General features: G+C 45.0%; 21 protein-coding genes. 19 read left to right on the forward strand and 2 right to left on the reverse strand.

All coding sequences use genetic code 11. The features are described from left to right. The first annotated feature begins 270 nt into the window (after positions 1-270). The 5 genes from CH376_RS17725 to CH376_RS17745 all read left to right on the forward strand — a co-directional run bounded on the left by CH376_RS17725 (position 271) and on the right by CH376_RS17745 (position 3,600). Positions 271-1,041 carry a hypothetical protein gene (locus CH376_RS17725; RefSeq protein ID WP_100787638.1) on the forward strand — a complete coding sequence of 257 codons (771 nt, stop codon included), beginning with the start codon at positions 271-273 and terminating at the stop codon, positions 1,039-1,041. A gap of 123 nt (positions 1,042-1,164) precedes the next feature. After that, entirely contained in the window at positions 1,165-1,605 is a 441-nt protein-coding gene (locus CH376_RS17730) for a bactofilin family protein (protein ID WP_002152973.1), read from the forward strand. Between the two features lie 58 nt (positions 1,606-1,663). Next, positions 1,664-2,623 carry a PdxA family dehydrogenase gene (locus CH376_RS17735; protein ID WP_100787639.1) on the forward strand — a complete coding sequence of 320 codons (960 nt, stop codon included), beginning with the start codon at positions 1,664-1,666 and terminating at the stop codon, positions 2,621-2,623. Positions 2,624-2,636: 13 nt separating this feature from the next. After that, entirely contained in the window at positions 2,637-3,080 is a 444-nt protein-coding gene (locus CH376_RS17740; protein WP_100787640.1) for a hypothetical protein, read from the forward strand. Positions 3,081-3,099: 19 nt separating this feature from the next. Then, entirely contained in the window at positions 3,100-3,600 is a 501-nt protein-coding gene (locus CH376_RS17745; protein ID WP_100787641.1) for a tetratricopeptide repeat protein, read from the forward strand. A 639-nt stretch (positions 3,601-4,239) separates the two neighbouring features. Here CH376_RS17745 and CH376_RS17755 read toward each other — a convergent pair. Then, entirely contained in the window at positions 4,240-4,542 is a 303-nt protein-coding gene (locus CH376_RS17755; protein WP_100787643.1) for a helix-turn-helix domain-containing protein, read from the reverse strand. A 627-nt stretch (positions 4,543-5,169) separates the two neighbouring features. After that, complete coding sequence (locus CH376_RS17765; protein ID WP_165781833.1) at positions 5,170-6,201, reverse strand: MraY family glycosyltransferase; 1,032 nt, start codon at positions 6,199-6,201, stop codon at positions 5,170-5,172. 94 nt (positions 6,202-6,295) lie between these two features. Here CH376_RS17765 and dapA point away from each other — a divergent pair, with 94 nt between their 5' ends. Genes dapA through CH376_RS17835 form a run of 14 tightly spaced genes read left to right on the forward strand, consistent with a single transcriptional unit; the run spans position 6,296 to position 15,582 of the window. After that, on the forward strand, positions 6,296-7,180 hold the full coding sequence (gene dapA, locus CH376_RS17770; protein ID WP_100787645.1) for a 4-hydroxy-tetrahydrodipicolinate synthase: 885 nt from the start codon (positions 6,296-6,298) through the stop codon (positions 7,178-7,180). Between the two features lie 2 nt (positions 7,181-7,182). Continuing rightward, positions 7,183-7,992: a 4-hydroxy-tetrahydrodipicolinate reductase gene (dapB, locus tag CH376_RS17775; protein WP_100787646.1), complete on the forward strand. Its 810-nt coding sequence runs from the start codon at positions 7,183-7,185 to the stop codon at positions 7,990-7,992. A gap of 15 nt (positions 7,993-8,007) precedes the next feature. Then, a complete protein-coding gene (gene cdaA, locus CH376_RS17780; RefSeq protein WP_100787647.1) occupies positions 8,008-8,826 on the forward strand; it encodes a diadenylate cyclase CdaA in 819 nt (272 codons plus the stop codon). Between the two features lie 9 nt (positions 8,827-8,835). After that, positions 8,836-9,888 carry a CdaR family protein gene (locus CH376_RS17785; RefSeq protein WP_100787667.1) on the forward strand — a complete coding sequence of 351 codons (1,053 nt, stop codon included), beginning with the start codon at positions 8,836-8,838 and terminating at the stop codon, positions 9,886-9,888. Then, positions 9,885-10,265, forward strand: coding sequence for a holo-ACP synthase (acpS, locus tag CH376_RS17790; RefSeq protein WP_100787648.1), 381 nt, complete (start codon positions 9,885-9,887; stop codon positions 10,263-10,265). The genes CH376_RS17785 and acpS overlap by 4 nt, the downstream gene beginning before the upstream one ends. A gap of 3 nt (positions 10,266-10,268) precedes the next feature. After that, positions 10,269-10,490, forward strand: coding sequence for a tetratricopeptide repeat protein (locus tag CH376_RS17795; protein ID WP_100787649.1), 222 nt, complete (start codon positions 10,269-10,271; stop codon positions 10,488-10,490). 8 nt (positions 10,491-10,498) lie between these two features. After that, on the forward strand, positions 10,499-10,876 hold the full coding sequence (locus CH376_RS17800) for a bactofilin family protein (protein ID WP_100787650.1): 378 nt from the start codon (positions 10,499-10,501) through the stop codon (positions 10,874-10,876). Between the two features lie 22 nt (positions 10,877-10,898). After that, positions 10,899-11,159, forward strand: a complete 261-nt coding sequence (locus CH376_RS17805; RefSeq protein WP_069606737.1) for a hypothetical protein — start codon at positions 10,899-10,901, stop codon at positions 11,157-11,159. Between the two features lie 3 nt (positions 11,160-11,162). Then, positions 11,163-12,044: a 30S ribosomal protein S2 gene (rpsB, locus tag CH376_RS17810; protein ID WP_100787651.1), complete on the forward strand. Its 882-nt coding sequence runs from the start codon at positions 11,163-11,165 to the stop codon at positions 12,042-12,044. Positions 12,045-12,057: 13 nt separating this feature from the next. After that, on the forward strand, positions 12,058-12,654 hold the full coding sequence (gene tsf, locus CH376_RS17815) for a translation elongation factor Ts (RefSeq protein ID WP_100787652.1): 597 nt from the start codon (positions 12,058-12,060) through the stop codon (positions 12,652-12,654). Positions 12,655-12,657: 3 nt separating this feature from the next. Beyond that, a complete protein-coding gene (gene pyrH / locus CH376_RS17820) occupies positions 12,658-13,404 on the forward strand; it encodes a UMP kinase (protein ID WP_100787653.1) in 747 nt (248 codons plus the stop codon). Further along, positions 13,394-13,948, forward strand: coding sequence for a ribosome recycling factor (frr, locus tag CH376_RS17825; RefSeq protein ID WP_100787654.1), 555 nt, complete (start codon positions 13,394-13,396; stop codon positions 13,946-13,948). Before pyrH ends, frr begins: the two co-directional genes overlap by 11 nt. Before the next feature lie 46 nt (positions 13,949-13,994). Further along, positions 13,995-14,675 (forward strand): isoprenyl transferase, encoded by a 681-nt coding sequence (locus CH376_RS17830; RefSeq protein ID WP_243394853.1) that lies wholly within the window; start codon positions 13,995-13,997, stop codon positions 14,673-14,675. Further along, the gene (locus tag CH376_RS17835; RefSeq protein WP_100787656.1) at positions 14,668-15,582 is read left to right on the forward strand and encodes a phosphatidate cytidylyltransferase; all 915 of its coding nucleotides are present in this window, start codon (positions 14,668-14,670) and stop codon (positions 15,580-15,582) included. The genes CH376_RS17830 and CH376_RS17835 overlap by 8 nt, the downstream gene beginning before the upstream one ends. Positions 15,583-15,588: the final 6 nt, after the last annotated feature.

Consider the following 15,588-nt stretch of genomic DNA (forward strand, 5'->3'; position numbering starts at 1 on the left):
AAAAGTAGGAACTCCTTCGTTTTTGGGTTTTGCGGTGAGACTTTCAAAAAGTAGGAACTCCTTCGTTTTTGGGTTCTGCGGTGAGATTTTCAAAAGTAGGAACTCCTTCGTTTTTGGGTTCTGCGGTGAGACTTTCAAAAAGTAGGAACTCCTTGACAAAAGTCGATCCGACCGATATGACTTGGAAAATCCTTCTGAAAAGTTCCGAAAAACTTACGAGAAAACGAGGGGGCCTCTTGAAAGATACGAGGTCCGTATCGAGGGAAAAAAATGGCAATCAGTCACGAACAGATTCTTGAACTCCAGAAATACCAGAAGATGATTCATCAGCTGGAAAAGATTGCCAAAGGATCCAAAAACGACGAACAACGTTATCGCGTTTCCAGGGATCTCGAAAAATACAGAACCAAAATGAAGGACATTTCTCCGGAAGGAATTCCGGACAACCTCGACGTCGCGGCGGAACAGATCAAACGATTCAAGGAGAATCCGCACGAGGTCGGACGGATTCTCGCGAAATATCCGGTCATGAAAATATCACCCAACTCGAACGACGCGGAAGTCAATCAGATCGGAACCTGGATCAACGTCATGGATCGCGAATACCTTCCCGTCCTCAACGAGACGCACGTACGATTCGACTTTTCTCATACCAACGAGAAGGACGGGGTCGTAAAGTATATGGAGAACATCCGGAGAAACATCAAGGTTCTTACGGAAACGATAGAAGAATTTCATGCAGCAGAGAAGCAGGAATTCAGAGAACAGCTCAGCCGGATGAAAAACAAACAGACTCGGATTTTTATCGCCGAGGCCTTTGAGATGTTTCAGAAATTCAACGAATTCTTAAACAAGGTGATGAAGGAGGCGAAGGAAGTCGGCGGGGTTATCATGAACATCGAAGATTCCATTCACTTCAATCCAAGATTCGAAAGGGCGACGGAGCTGGAAGGGAAAAGTATCATGGACGCCCTCAAAGAATTTCAGGACTTCACTTCGGAGGCTTTGGAAAGGATCAACGTTCCGAATATCCGAAATTGACCGATTCTCCCGATCCGGCAATTTTCAAGCCCGGAGCTTGAAAAATTCTTTTCCCTCTGATGGGATCTGCATATTTAGTGAATTTAACTCCCTCCGGAAACCACATACAGGAAAAACAGGCGCATGGCACTCGTTAAAAATTCATCCGAAGTTACTAACTCCACCATCGGAGAAAATTCCTACTTCAGCGGAAAATTCTTTATCAACGGATCTCTTAAGATCGACGGAAAATTCGAAGGTAAATCTCTGCAAGCGGAACAGCTCTACATCGGTGTTACCGGAAAGGTAAAAACCAATATCACAGCGGCCAGCGTTATCATTGAAGGAATCGTAATCGGAAACATCACCGCCAGAAACCGAGTGATGCTTCTTCCCACTTCCAAAATTTTAGGAGATATCAGAACCCCGGAATTGATCATCCAAAACGGAGTGATTTTGGAAGGACGTTGTATGATCTCTAACGACCTCAAACATTCCGCGAAAGATCTGATCGATCTTGAATATTCCAAAGATTCTCTGAGCGTCGAAAAAATCTTCGGAAAACAATCCGGCGCAAAAGAATAATGAATCTGACTTTTGATACGAGTCTTTTCCTCGTATCAAAAGGAATTCTTCCAAAAAAGTGAACCGGATCCTGATAACAGAAGGCGATCCCTGCGGAATCAGTCCGGAACTCTTTCTCACCACATTCTCCTTTCTTAAAAAAATCTCTAAGACACGGCCGGTTCTCTACTTTCACTGCGGACGTTATCCTCTTCCTAAAGATTTTATTTCCGTTTCTTCTTCCTCGGAGGTTGAAACCAAGGGACTCTTCTCGATCGTTCCGAATTCCTTTTCGAAAAAAGAAATCGCTTCCTTTGTTCCGGGAAAACCTTCCGTCCTTTCCGGAAAGTCGGCGCTCGTTTCTCTTTCTTCCGCGGTCGAATTTCAAAAAGAAGGGGGCGGAGATCTGATCACACTTCCCCTTAGTAAAGAATGGGTCATCGCTTCGGGCGCTTCTTCCTTTCGAGGACATACGGAGTTTCTTGCAGAGGCTTATGAAAAGAAAACGTATATGCTCATGTCCGGGAAGGATCTTCAGGTTATGCCTCTCACGACTCACGTTCCTTTGGTGACGGTTCCGGAACATCTTCGGAGAATCGATCTTCCATCTCTCGCGGACGCGATTCTTTCTTGTGATCGAATCGATCGGAAAAAACCGGTAGCCTTTCTCGGACTCAATCCCCACGCGGGAGAAGGGGGAAAAGTAGGAAAGGAAGAATCGTCAATTTTGGAACCGATGATCCGATTCTTAAAAAAGAAAGGATTGATCGTGGAAGGTCCTCTTTCCGCCGATTCGATGTTTGGCGAACAGGAAAGAAAAAAATACGGTCTTTATCTCGCTTGTTATCACGATCAAGGTCTGATTCCTTTTAAGATGTGGGAAGGAAAGAAAGGAGTGAACGTTACTCTCGGACTTTCCTTTCTCAGGGTTTCTCCGGATCATGGAACCGCGTTTGATATTGCAGGGAAAGGGCTTGCAGATTCAACCAGCTTTGTAGAATGTCTGCACCGGGTTCTGGGAAATCCGGATTCGGTTTAAGAAACGAGGTAACATGCCGGGACTTTTAGAACAGATCGTTTTTCCCATCTTCCTCTTTTGGTTCTGCGGACTTACCCTCGTGCTTTTTCGTCCCGACTTTGAATTCGTCTGGAAGATCATTTTTGTTTTCGTTTTTATTTTTTACTTCTTTCAGTACTTTCCGGAATTAAAGGCGAGTTACGAACGTCTTACTGCGAGTTATCCGGTTGAGATTCTTTCCTGGATTTACGGGATGGGAAGGGGGACTTATTTTTTTCTTCTCTTTCTCTGGCCCGTGGCCTTAATAAGAATCTTTTATTCAGCTTCTCCGCAGGTGAGCAAATCTTTGGCAAAGGCGCTTGTGAGCGTGACTTTGCTTTATTGGGGAGGTTTTATTCTCTACAATAACTTTTCTCCCGAAGTGGACGCATTTTTAAACGGTACGTTTTTGAAATTCTTGAAGTTTTCCTCCAAATAAGGAAGGTCTAAGAATTAGAATGAATCCAATCTACTTAGAATCGTTCGGGGAATCGGAAGAAGCAAAGAAACATTTTTTGACCGCCTATGAGTATCAGACAAAAGGCAATTTAAAACTCGCTTCTTTACACTATAGAAAGTCTATTTCCGCGAAACCCACGGCGGAAGCCTGGACTTTTTTGGGATGGTCTTATTCTCTCGCCGGAAAATTAGATCGCGCCATTGAATTTTGTAAGAAGGCGATCGAAACCGATCCTAGTCTTGGAAATCCTTACAACGATATCGGAGTCTATCTTCTCCAGGAGAAACGTTTTGAGGAAGCGCTCCCTTGGTTTGAGAAAGCGAAGTTTGCTCCTCGGTATGAGGTTCCGGTTTATCCGTATTTCAACGCGGGTTCCTGTTTGGAAATTTTGGGTCATATCGAACTGGCCCGTCTTGAATATGAAAAAGCCGTTCAGATCCAACCGAATTATCCTCCAGCCAATCTCGCCCTCAAGAGAATCTACGTTCGCTATAACTAAGTGAATTTTTGGGGGCCTTCTAAAGTTTCGATGTATTAGAATTTTCTTTTTTTCTTATCTTTGAAGGATTTTTTGCGGCATTTTTGAAACGGAGCGGAAGCTGTGGAAAGTGAAGGTTTCTTCTTTTTTTCATGATAATTTTTCCGCCAGGGAAATTTTGTCGTAGCAAGTTTTGGAGTTCGTCTTGGGCACTTTTGTTTCTGAGAGATTGTTTTCTCTTTCAAGTGGGAACTCTCACAGTTTGGTTTTTTAGAATCTTGTCTTCTTCCCCTGGTTCCTTGTTTTGTCTTGGAATCAAAGTAGGAACTCCAATGTATCTCGGTGAGAGGCGGATAAGTTTCTCTCTTTGCAAGAATTTTCATTATAAAACTAAAGTAGGAACTCCATCATTTTCGAGAGAAGTCCACTTCTGAATCAAAAAAGTAGGAACTCCATCGTTTCAAAAGGAGACCAAGAAATCTGAAATACAAGGAATGGAAAGAGGAAGCGTTTCTGTGGGAACTCCTCACTCGTGATTTGAGCTGGGATAAACTAAACGCATTGTTTAATCTTAAAAACTAAAGTAGGAACTCCATCATTTTCGAGAGAAGTCCGCTTTTGAATCAAAAAAGTAGGAACTCCCACGGTTAAGAGCGGCGACTAAGTAATTTTTTTCTTCCGTTTGCCACTTGCTGCTTTGAGAGTTTTGGTTTTTTTCTCCAACGCATCGGGCCTTTCCTCAAAGTGGAAGTAAAAGTCGAACGGTTTTTTAAGAATATTAAAGATTCTCCAGAACTCGATTACGTCGAGCCTACGTTCTCCGGACTCAATTTTGGAAATATAAGATTGGGGTTCGCCTAAAAGATTCGCAATGTCCATCTGAGTCAGACCAGCGGCTTTTCTCGCGGCGATCAGATTCTTACAAAATATTTTGGCTTCCGGTGAATGCAGAGATTTGAACAAAACAGTTTCTATTCTACATTCTGAAATGGAATATGCCAAAATAGGATATTTTATAAGACGCAAAGATTCTAATTTGAGAATTCTTTAGAATTTGAAATTAAAAACTCGCCTTACCTCAAAAGCTACAGATTTCAGACTTTAAATTCTATAACTCGAAATTCAAGTTTTAAAAAGAAGAGCAAGTTAGAAACTGATTGGTAAATTATCTTTTTGGAATTCAATCGAAGATAAAAAATAGGATTGGGAAAGATTCTTTCCTGGGATTCTTTTCAAACAAAGGGTGAAATGCGATTCGAAAGAGAGAAGAGCCTGCTTTTCTACGCAAGAGCGGAGTTCATCTTTTGAGTGTTTCATAAACTTGAGTTTTCCAACCTTCAAACTCTTGAGAGAGCAAAGTAAACGCAAAGCCGGCCCGTTCCGAAATCTCGAAAGGCGAAGCGGATTTCGCATTATAAAATTCGAATGCTTTGTGTGAGTTCCTACAGATTACGTCTCCTCTTCCTTTTTGCGAGAATCCAATTCATTCTCTTCCTTTGCAAAAAGTATGAGTTCCCACATTTCGAATCTTAAGACAAACCTCGTCCTAAAAACTTTTGTCTTTTGCGGAGTCGCTTTTATAAAAAGCTCTTACGAATTCTGAAACGTTTTGACTTTTGAAAAGATAAAAAAATAGAGCGAAGCGTAGGTTGCCAAGGAAAACCAAAAGATAATACTACCCGGAATACTCACCTCTCTGTGAGTTCCAAAAAAGATCATCGCAGGTAAATTCGCAGCGGTGAAGCCAATCGAAACCCAACCTTTTCTTTCCGTCCTCACCGCGACGAGCTGGTAGAGATGTCTTCTGTGAGCTCTTAAAATATTCTCCTTATCCTTTAGGCGAAGGAGGATCGTGAGAATTCCATCCACGAAAAAAACAGGAAGCAAAAAGAAGGCCGAAGTGATTTCAAAGGAAGGCCAATTCTTCTCTTCGATAAAAAGGAGCGGTAAAACGGCGATCGCATAGCCGAGAGGAAGCGAACCCGCGTCGCCCATAAAAAGATGCGCCTTCGGAAGATTGAAAACGAGAAAACCGAAAACACCCGCGCAGATCCAAAGATAAATCGGAGGCAAGGAAGAATGGAACAAGAATGGAAACGCAAAAACCCCAAGTAAAAAGTGAGAAGCCAAAAAAGAATCCAAACCGTCCATGAAGTTGCAAACGTTCACAACAAACAACACGTAGACGATTGAGATCGCGGTAGAAGCCCCCGGAATTCCGTCCGGTTTCCAACCGAGAAAAGTAAAGTCCACTGGAACAAGCTGGAAGAAAAAAATCAAAAAAGCGATCTCTAAAAGCAAACGAATTCCGGCTCCCAGCGAAAGAAGATCGTCGGCGAGGCCGATCACAAAAAAGAAAACGAGTCCCGCAAAAAAGAGAAGTATCTTGTCATCGGCATTCTCAAAACCGCCGAACCAAACCAAGGCGACGGCGAAAACCGAAAGAAAAATCCAGATTCCTCCGGACTTTTTGGTCACTCCTATATGCATGCTTCTTTCGTTGGAAACGTCGGCGATCCCGAAAGTCTCGGAGCGAACGTAGATCCAGGAAAGGATTGCCGTTATCAGAAAAAGAAGTACGGAAAGAATTCCAGGATTCCAGAAATTTGCGATGGGGTCCACTGGCATTCCAGATTGGACGAAACGTTCTCCTCCGCAATCAGAAATCGAACCGTTTTTGATTGCCAAATCAGGCCAAACTTGGGAACGTCACTATATGTTCCAGGGCGTCTATACAGCGATTATCACACCATTCAAAAACGGAAAAATTGATTACGATAGCTATTTCAAACTTCTGGAAAAACAAATCAAGGCCGGGGTCAACGGAGTTGTTCCTTGTGGAACTACCGGAGAATCTCCGACCCTTTCTCACGCCGAACACGCGGAGCTGATTCGAGAAACCGTCAAGGCTGTGAAAAATAGAATCCAAGTCGTAGCGGGAACCGGTTCCAATTCCACACAAGAAGCGATCGAACTCACCGAGGCGGCGTGTAAGGACGGAGTCGACGGGATTCTTTCCGTAAATCCGTATTACAACAAACCTACGCAAGAAGGGCTCTTTCAACACTTCAAAGCGATCGCGGAACATTCCTCCGTTCCGGTAATGCTCTATAATATTCCGGGAAGAACTTCGGTGAATCTTCTTCCGGAAACCGTTCTTCGTCTGAGCGAAGTGAAACACATTCGTTCCATGAAGGAAGCGACGGGAGATCTCGGTCAGATGTCCAAGTTGATTTCTCTCGTGGGTCATAAGATGACCGTTCTTTCGGGAGACGACAATCTTACGCTTCCTCTTCTCGCAATCGGAGGAGTGGGGGTCGTTTCCGTTGTATCCAATTTATTTCCAAAAGCCTTAGTCCAACTCGTTGAGAATTTTCACGCGGGAAAGATCGCGGAAGCCCGTAAGATTCATTACGATTTTATAGAAGTCTTTGCACTTGCCTTTATGGAAACCAACCCGATTCCGATCAAGGCGGCGATGAGTTGGTTCGGACATTGTTCTTCGGAGATTCGTCTTCCGATGACCCCGCTCACGCAAAATGAAACGAGCGCAAAGTTTCGGAACGTCCTCGAAGGTCTGAAAGAAAAAGGATACGAGTGAGTATGTCCGAAAAGAAGTTTCAGATCGCCCTCATCGGAGGTTCTGGAAGAATGGGACGCGCCATCATCACCGTTCTTTCCACGTCTTCCAAATCGGAATTGTCCTCTTCGGTCGTCAGTTCCGGTTCCGTTTTTTTAGGAATGGATTCCGGTCTGCATTCCGGAATCAAACAAAACGGAGTTTCATTTACGTCTGACATTCACGCCGCAGTCCAAGGTGCGGACGTCGTGATCGATTTTAGCACGCATCAGAATTTGGATTTTACTCTTAAGGCTTGTGTCTCTTTAAAAAAACCTTTGGTGGTCGGAATCACGGGGCTTTCGGACTTACAAAAGGATTCTCTTCGAGTCGCTTCCAAAGAGATCGCGATCGTTTTTTCGCCGAACATGTCCATCGGTGTGAATCTCCTTTTTAAGTTAACCGAAATCGCTGCGAAGGTCATGGGAGAAATCTCCGACATCGAAATCCAAGACATTCATCATCGTCATAAAAAGGATGCTCCTTCCGGGACCGCGGAAAAATTGAAGAGCATTCTTTTGGAAACGTTAGGAAGAACGGAAAAGAATATCGTTCACGGAAGACACGGGATTCTCAAAGAAAGGGACCCGAAGGAAATCGGAATTCATACGCTTCGCGCGGGAGAAGTGATCGGAGATCATACGGTTTATTTTTTTACTCCCGAGGAAAGAATCGAAATCACCCACAAGGCCCAGGATCGTAAAACATTCGCGGTTGGATCCGTTCACGCCGCGGAATTTTTAGTCGGACGTAAGCCCGGATTGTACGATATGTTTGCGGTTTTAGGATTGTAAGGAGAAGGGGAAGTTTTGTTTTTTTTCAAGAACATATCCCTTTTCCCTCTCGGTAAAAATCCGTTTGTCATCGTTCTCGACGTCCTCATCGTCAGCGTTCTTATCTATCAATTTTACACCACGATTCGAAGAACCCGCGGAATCCAACTTCTTCTCGGAGTCGCGCTCATCTGGCTTTTGGGAATCTTTGCGAGTTACTTCGAACTCGAACTCCTCGACTGGATCATCGAAAATATCCGACCGGCTCTGGTTTTTGCGATCATCGTTCTTCTTCAACCCGAACTCAGAAAGATCACCGCCGATCTTTCCAAGATGAAAATCTTTCAGCCCTTTCTACTCAAACAGATGACGGATCTGGAGGAGATCACCGAGGCCGTAAAGATCATGGCGAAGAATAAGACCGGTTCCCTCATCGCGATCGTTCGAGAGAATAGTCTCAAAGAAATCATCGATCAGTCCGTGCAGTTGGACGCGATCATCTCGACCAGTTTGCTCTTAACGATTTTTAAAAAGAATTCGGCGCTTCACGACGGAGCCGTCATCATAGAACAAAACCGAATCGCCTGCGCGGGCGCCTTTCTTCCTATGGCTCAAAATCTGGACGACGCGAGAATGGGAGCGAGACACAGGGCCGCGCTCGGAATTTCGGAAGAATCGGATTCGATCGTGATCGTAACCTCCGAAGAGACCGGAGAAATTTCAGTTTGTTACGACGGAGAGATGACCCATCCGGTCAAACCTATAGAACTCAAAAATTTCGTGAATACGATCCTTCAAAAAAGAACCAGCGGTTCGGAAAAACACAGTCTCGCTTCCGACGATAAGACGGGTTAATCCAATATGCTGAAACGGATCTTCAACAACTGGCAGGCAAAACTCGGATCGATCCTTTTGGCGATCGTCTTTTACGTTAATTTACAAAATTCTAAAATACTCGTAAAAGAAATCAATATCCCGATCGAATATCCAAAGTTAGGCGGTTCTCTCACCGTTTCCAAGTCATCGGACAAAACCTTTCCCGTAAAAGTGGAAGGTGTACGCGAATACGTGAACTATTATTCCCAATTCTTAAAGGCGCACGTGAGCGCTTCCGATCTCAAACCCGGTGAAAACTCGGTTTCTTTGTATCGGATTTCGGGGGCACCGGCCGGACTTCGAATCACGAAGCTCAAAGACAAGGTCAAGGTGATCGTAGAATCGAACTCCGGAAAATTTCTTCCCATCGACGTGAAGTTTACCGGAGATCTTCCGCCTAACTATGTTAAGACGGGACAGTTTATTTCCCCTTCGGTCGTCCACGTCAGCGGTCCTCCGGGTGTTTTGGACGACCTCGGAAAAATCTCCTTTCCTCCGATTTCACTCAAAGACAAAACCGAATCGTTCACGATCAAACACAAACTTCCGGATTTTCCCGCGAGCGTGAAGGTAAGGGACAACGTAAAGGAAGTCACGATCCGAGTGAACATCTTTGCAAGCGCGTCTAACGCGGGTGAGACTCTTCTTCTCGGGATTCCGATCAAATGTCAGAGTCTGGATAAGAATCTGGAGGCCGAATTCTCCGAGCCGGAAGTTTCCGTAAAACTCCAGTCGAAAACTCCTCTGAAGAGCATCCAGGTCATCAAAGGACTTTCTGCGAGCGTCGTCTGTTCTCATAAATACGATTCGAAGACGAAAAAAATTCTCCCGGACAATAAGCCGGTTTTCGCGAAGATCAAGTTGACCAAGTCTCCTTCTTTGAAAGCGGTCGATATCCTCGGCGTATTTCCGGATCGAATTTCGATTCTTTACAAGGTCAAACCCGATAAGGACAAGTCCGGCGGGGAAGACGGGGACAACGGGGAAGAAGAGAACACGATCGAACCCGATTCCAATCCGGAGCTCCTCGAAGAAGAATGAAAATTTCCGTCGGCAACGATATCGTCGAAAATCAAAGGATCCGAGAACTTTTGGAAAGACACGGAGACCGTTTTTTAAAACGGGTCTTTTCCGAGTCCGAAAGGGAATACTGTACGAATCGTAAAGATCCGATTCCTCATCTTAGCGGAAGGTTTTGTGTGAAGGAAGCCTTCATCAAGGCGATCGAACCGGGCGACAAGGTGATCCTCGATATGAGGGAAATCGAACTTTTCGGAAAGGAATTCGGAAAAAAAGAATTGGTACTCCACGGAAAATCCAAAGAATTGTTTCTTACCAAAGGTTACAGCGGATGTTCGGTTTCGATCAGTCACGCTGAGAATTATTCCACCGCTGTCGTGGTGCTTTACAGGGAGTAAAAGATGATCTCTGAAACGATGAAACAAACCATTCAATTTTACAACGAAGGTTTGAGCTTATACAAGACTCGAAAGTTCGCGGAAGCCCTTGAAAAGTTTAAGAAGGCGACCGAACTTTCTCCCGAAGACGGTCCTTCTAAAAAGTACATCGGCCGCTGCCAGGCATTTATCGCAACTCCTCCTCCAGACGACTGGGATGGAGTTTTTGAAATGAAAACAAAATAAGAGAATCCATGTCCAAGAAACCCGCAACCAGAACCGCTCGTCCGATCACGGAATACGGAGCGATTTCCACAATTCTCGGAAAAGAAACATCCTTTTCCGGGATTCTTAACTTCCAAAAACCTCTCGAAATCTCGGGCGAGTTCCAAGGTGAGATCGAATCCGAAGGGTTTCTTCTCGTGAGCGAAGGCGCCAAAGTGCGCGCGAACATCAAAGCGGGAACCGTGATCGTCGGAGGCGAGATCACTGGAAACGTAATCGCGACTCAAAAACTCGAAATGTTATCCACGGGCAAGGTAAACGGGAACATCAAAACTTCCAAACTTCAAATCGCAGACGGAGTGATCTTTGACGGGAACTGTGAGATGATCCAGCCCAATAAAGATTGACCCACTCTCTAACCAGTAAAAAGTGGTATCTGCTAACCCGAAAAAGCCTACGGACAGGGCTGAGATAGGCAAAATCGCCCTCATTCTGCTCCTTGGATTTTTCGCAGGAGCCGTGACGGGAGTCATTCTCGATCGCCTAACGGGCGTTTCTTTTTTCTCTTCCTACCTGCTCCGAGAAGCAATCAAATTTGAACTCTACGTAATCAAGGTTGAGATACAATTTACCCCTGCTAGTCTGATAGGACTCGTAGCGACGTTGTATTTCATACTAAAAAAGGGGTAAAACATGTCAGTGATTTCAATGAAAAACCTTCTGGAAACCGGAGTACACTTCGGACACCAGACTCGCAAATGGAATCCCAAAATGGCGCCGTACGTTTTTACGGCTAGAAACGGGATTCACATCATCGATCTTCAAAAGACCGTTCAGAAAGCAAAAGAGGCTTACGACGCTCTGAAAAAACAAACTTCAGACGGTAAAAAAGTTCTTTTTGTGGGAACGAAGAAACAAGCGAGAGGCGCGATCGAAAGAGAAGCCATCCGCTCCAATATGTTCTTTATCAATAACCGCTGGCCGGGCGGACTTTTAACCAACTGGAATACGGTTAAGAAAAGTATCGCTCGTCTCAAAAAACTCGAAGGAATGGAAGCGGACAACAGCTTCGAGAAAGAAGTAAAAACAAAAAAAGAAATTCTTACCTTAAGAAGAGAGTTGGATAAACTCCGCAAAACTCTCGGTGGAATCAAAGACATGGCGACCATTCCGGAAATCATGTTCGTGATCGATCCGAAAAAAGAAGAGATCGCCGTAAAAGAAGCGAGAAAACTCGGTCTTACGATCTTCGCGGTCGTTGATACGAACTGTGATCCTGAACTCATCGACTATCCGATTCCGGGCAACGACGACGCGATCCGTGCGATCTCCCTTTTCCTTGAAACGATGGCGAACGCCGTGATCGAAGGAACGGGCGGAGTCGTAGAACAACCTCGTTTCAGCGAGGATTTGGATTCCGAAGCTCTGGCTCTGGAATACCAAGGTGAATACGATGAAAGCGGAAAGTTCATCATGGACGAAGACGCGGAATCTAAAAAATCCAAAGCCGCTGCCGCAGCTGCAGCATCGGAAGAATCTGCGACTACTACGATCGAAGTAGACAAGAACGAGTAAGGAATTCTACGAAATGGCAGTATCTACAGATTTAATCAGAGAACTCAGAGAGAGAACCAGCGCAGGAATGATGGACTGCAAAAAGGCTCTCGAAGAAAACAACGCAGATATCGAAAAAGCGATCACTTGGCTCCGTGAGAAAGGAATCGCGAAGGCCGCTAAAAAAGCCGGAAGAGAAACAAAAGAAGGCCGAGTCGTTTCTTACATCCACGGCAACGGAAAAATCGGAGTTCTGGTAGAACTGAACTCCGAAACCGACTTCGTTTCCAAAAACGAAGACTTCGAAATTCTCGGAAAGGAAATCTGCATGCAGATCGCGGCGATGAATCCTCTTTATCTGAACGAAGAATCCATTCCCGCCGAAGATCTGGAAAAAGAAAAAGGAATCATGAGAGCTCAGCTGGAAGCCGAAGGCAAAAAAGCGGAGCAGATCGATAAGATTCTTCCGGGAAAGATTAAGAAATATATTTCCGAAGCTTGTCTCGTAAACCAAGCGTTCTTCAAAGACGATTCTAAAACGATAGACGACCTAGTGAAGGAAGCGATTTCAAAATTCGGCGAGAATATTCTGATCGCTCGTTTTGTCCGCTTTCAGGTAGGTGGACTCTAAGTTTTGGCAGCAGAAGCGAAGTATAAAAGAATTCTGATCAAACTCTCCGGAGAGGCTCTCGCCGGGGAGGGTGAATTCGGGATCGATACGAACAAAGCTCATTCTCTCGCTGAAGAAATCAAAGAAGTTCACGATCTCGGCGTTGAGATCGCCCTTGTCGTCGGCGGCGGCAATATCATCCGAGGAACCAATCTCGCAAAAGCGGGAATCGATCGAGCTACCGCGGATTATATGGGAATGCTCGCGACCATCCAGAACGCTCTCGCGCTCCAGGACGCTTGCGAAAAGAAAGGACTCTACACAAGAGTTCAATCCGCGATCGAAATCAATTCCATCGCTGAAAGTTATATTCGCCGTCGCGCGGTTCGCCACTTGGAAAAAGCAAGAATCGTAATCTTCGCGGGTGGAACCGGGAATCCTTATTTCACAACGGATACGACCGCGAGTCTTCGCGCCGTGGAAGTCGGCTGCGACGTGATTCTTAAGGCAACGAAGGTCGACGGAGTTTATACCGCGGATCCGAAAAAGGACAACACCGCAAAACGTTATTCTCAAATTTCCTTTATGGAATCGATCAATCGCCGTTTGAAGGTGATGGATTCCACCGCTCTCAGTTTGTGTATGGAAAACAATATGTCCATTATCGTTTTCGATATTTTCAAAAGAGGAAATCTCAAAGACCTTATTACCGGAACGAACATCGGAACCCTGATCTCTAATTCGGAGGACATAAAAATCGATGGCCAGTGAAGAAATCATCTCAGGAATGAAAACGAAAATGGATAAAACCATTGACCTCGTAAAAAAGGACTTTGGCACCATTCGCACCGGAAGAGCGAACCCTTCTCTCGTGGAAGACATTCGAGTCGATTATTATGGAACTCAAACTCCGATCAATCAGCTCGGAAACATCTCCGTTCCCGAACCGAGAAGTCTTGTGATTTCCCCTTACGATAAGGGAATTATGAAAGATATCGAAAAAGCGATCCAAACTTCCGGATTAGGGCTTCAGCCTTCGAACGACGGAGTCGTAATTCGTATCAACATTCCCGAACTAACGGGTGAAAGACGGAAAGAACTCGCTAAGGTTGTAAAGGCGAAGTCAGAGGAAAAAAAAGTAGCCATCCGAAATATCCGAAGAGATGCGATGGAAGATCTGAAAAAACACACCGAAGGAATGTCTCAAGACGAGATCAAAACCGTTCAGGATCAGATTCAAAAAATCACCGATTCTTATATCGAGAAAATTTCCGCTCTGACCGTAGAGAAGGAAAAGGAAATCACGACGATCTGACGTGGGCTTCCTCAAGTCCAATCTCCCGAAACATATCGCCGTCATCATGGACGGCAACGGTCGTTGGGCCACCGCTCGGGGAAAGTCGAGATCGGATGGGCATCGGGAAGGCGCACAAGCGATCGATCGTTTGATGGACGCAAGTCTTGAACTCGGTCTACAAAACATTTCTCTCTACGCGTTTTCTACGGAGAATTGGAAACGTCCGATCACCGAAATTCGCTCCATCTTCAATCTTCTCATCGAATTTATTGAAACCCGTTTGGATACGATCCACGCCAGAGGAATCAAAATCCACCATTCCGGAAGCAGGAAACGCCTGACTCGCGGAGTTTTGGACAAGATCGACTTCGCGATCGATAAAACGAAAAAGAACAAGAATCTAACCGTAAACTTCTGTCTCAATTACGGATCCAGGGACGAACTTTTGAGAGCGGCCCAAGAGGTTTTTTTAGAAAGAAAACGCGCAAAAGTTTCCTTTGAAAAGCCTTTGAAAGAAAAAGAACTCGAAAAATTTTTATATACGTCCACCCTTCCTCCCGTAGATTTACTGATCAGAACGGCCGGGGAACAAAGACTTTCTAATTTTCTACTTTGGCAGTCCGCATACGCGGAACTGTATTTCACCGATACTCTCTGGCCCGACTTTGACAAAAATTCTCTGGTAGATTCCTTAAAATGGTATGAAACCAGAACCCGGAAATTCGGAGGATTGGAGAATGGGTGAAACTTCCAAAAGAATCGCGTCTGCCGCGGTATTAGTAGTATTTTATCTTTTTATGATATTCTATGCGGATTTTTATTATCTGCAGTCGTATCTGATTCTTCTTTTGGGCGGTTTTATAGGAATCAAAGAATTCTACAATTTGGCCGATCGCGGAGACGAGGGAAGGCCGTTTCGCGGAACGGGAACGTTCTTTATGTTCGTCATTCTTACGTTTTATTATTTCCGTTTTATCGCTTCCCAGAACAAGTTCGAACCTCCGATCTTCTTTCTTCAATATATCAAATTTTTCGTTCCTCCTTTCGATCCGGTTCCGGTCGCGTTTCTCCTTTTGTTCATCGTCATTTTTACTCTTCAAATCACCAGACGCCCGTTAGACGGTGCGATCTTCTCGGTTTCCTCCACGTTTCTCGGAGTGTTTTATACGGCGGTTCCTCTCGGACATCTCCTTCTTCTTTTGGGAATGGGGCAGGGAATTTATTACATCATACTCGTTTCGGTCATCACGTTTTTGACGGACGCGGGCGCATACTTCGGAGGAAGATGGTTCGGAAGACATCCGGCAGGGCTTGCGATTTCTCCTAAAAAAACCTGGGAAGGTTACGCGACCGGGATCGTGACCGCGATCGTTTCCGTTTTTATCTTCAACGCGATCTGGGAGAATTCCACAGGAAGCCGTTCTCCGATTTCCGGTGTGGAAGTGTTTTTGATTTCGGTGATCATTTCTCTCGTCAGCGTGATCGGGGACTTGCTTGAGTCCGCGATGAAACGAGACGCAAAGATCAAGGATTCGGGTTCCTTGATTCCGGGGCACGGCGGAGTTTTGGATTTGGCGGATGCGCTTCTGATCACGATTCCAGTGTTGTATTATTATCTCCAGATCAAGGGGAATCTTGGTTTCCAAGTCTAATCGGAT

The organism is Leptospira adleri (assembly GCF_002811985.1).
Taxonomy (GTDB): Bacteria; Spirochaetota; Leptospiria; order Leptospirales; family Leptospiraceae; genus Leptospira; species Leptospira adleri.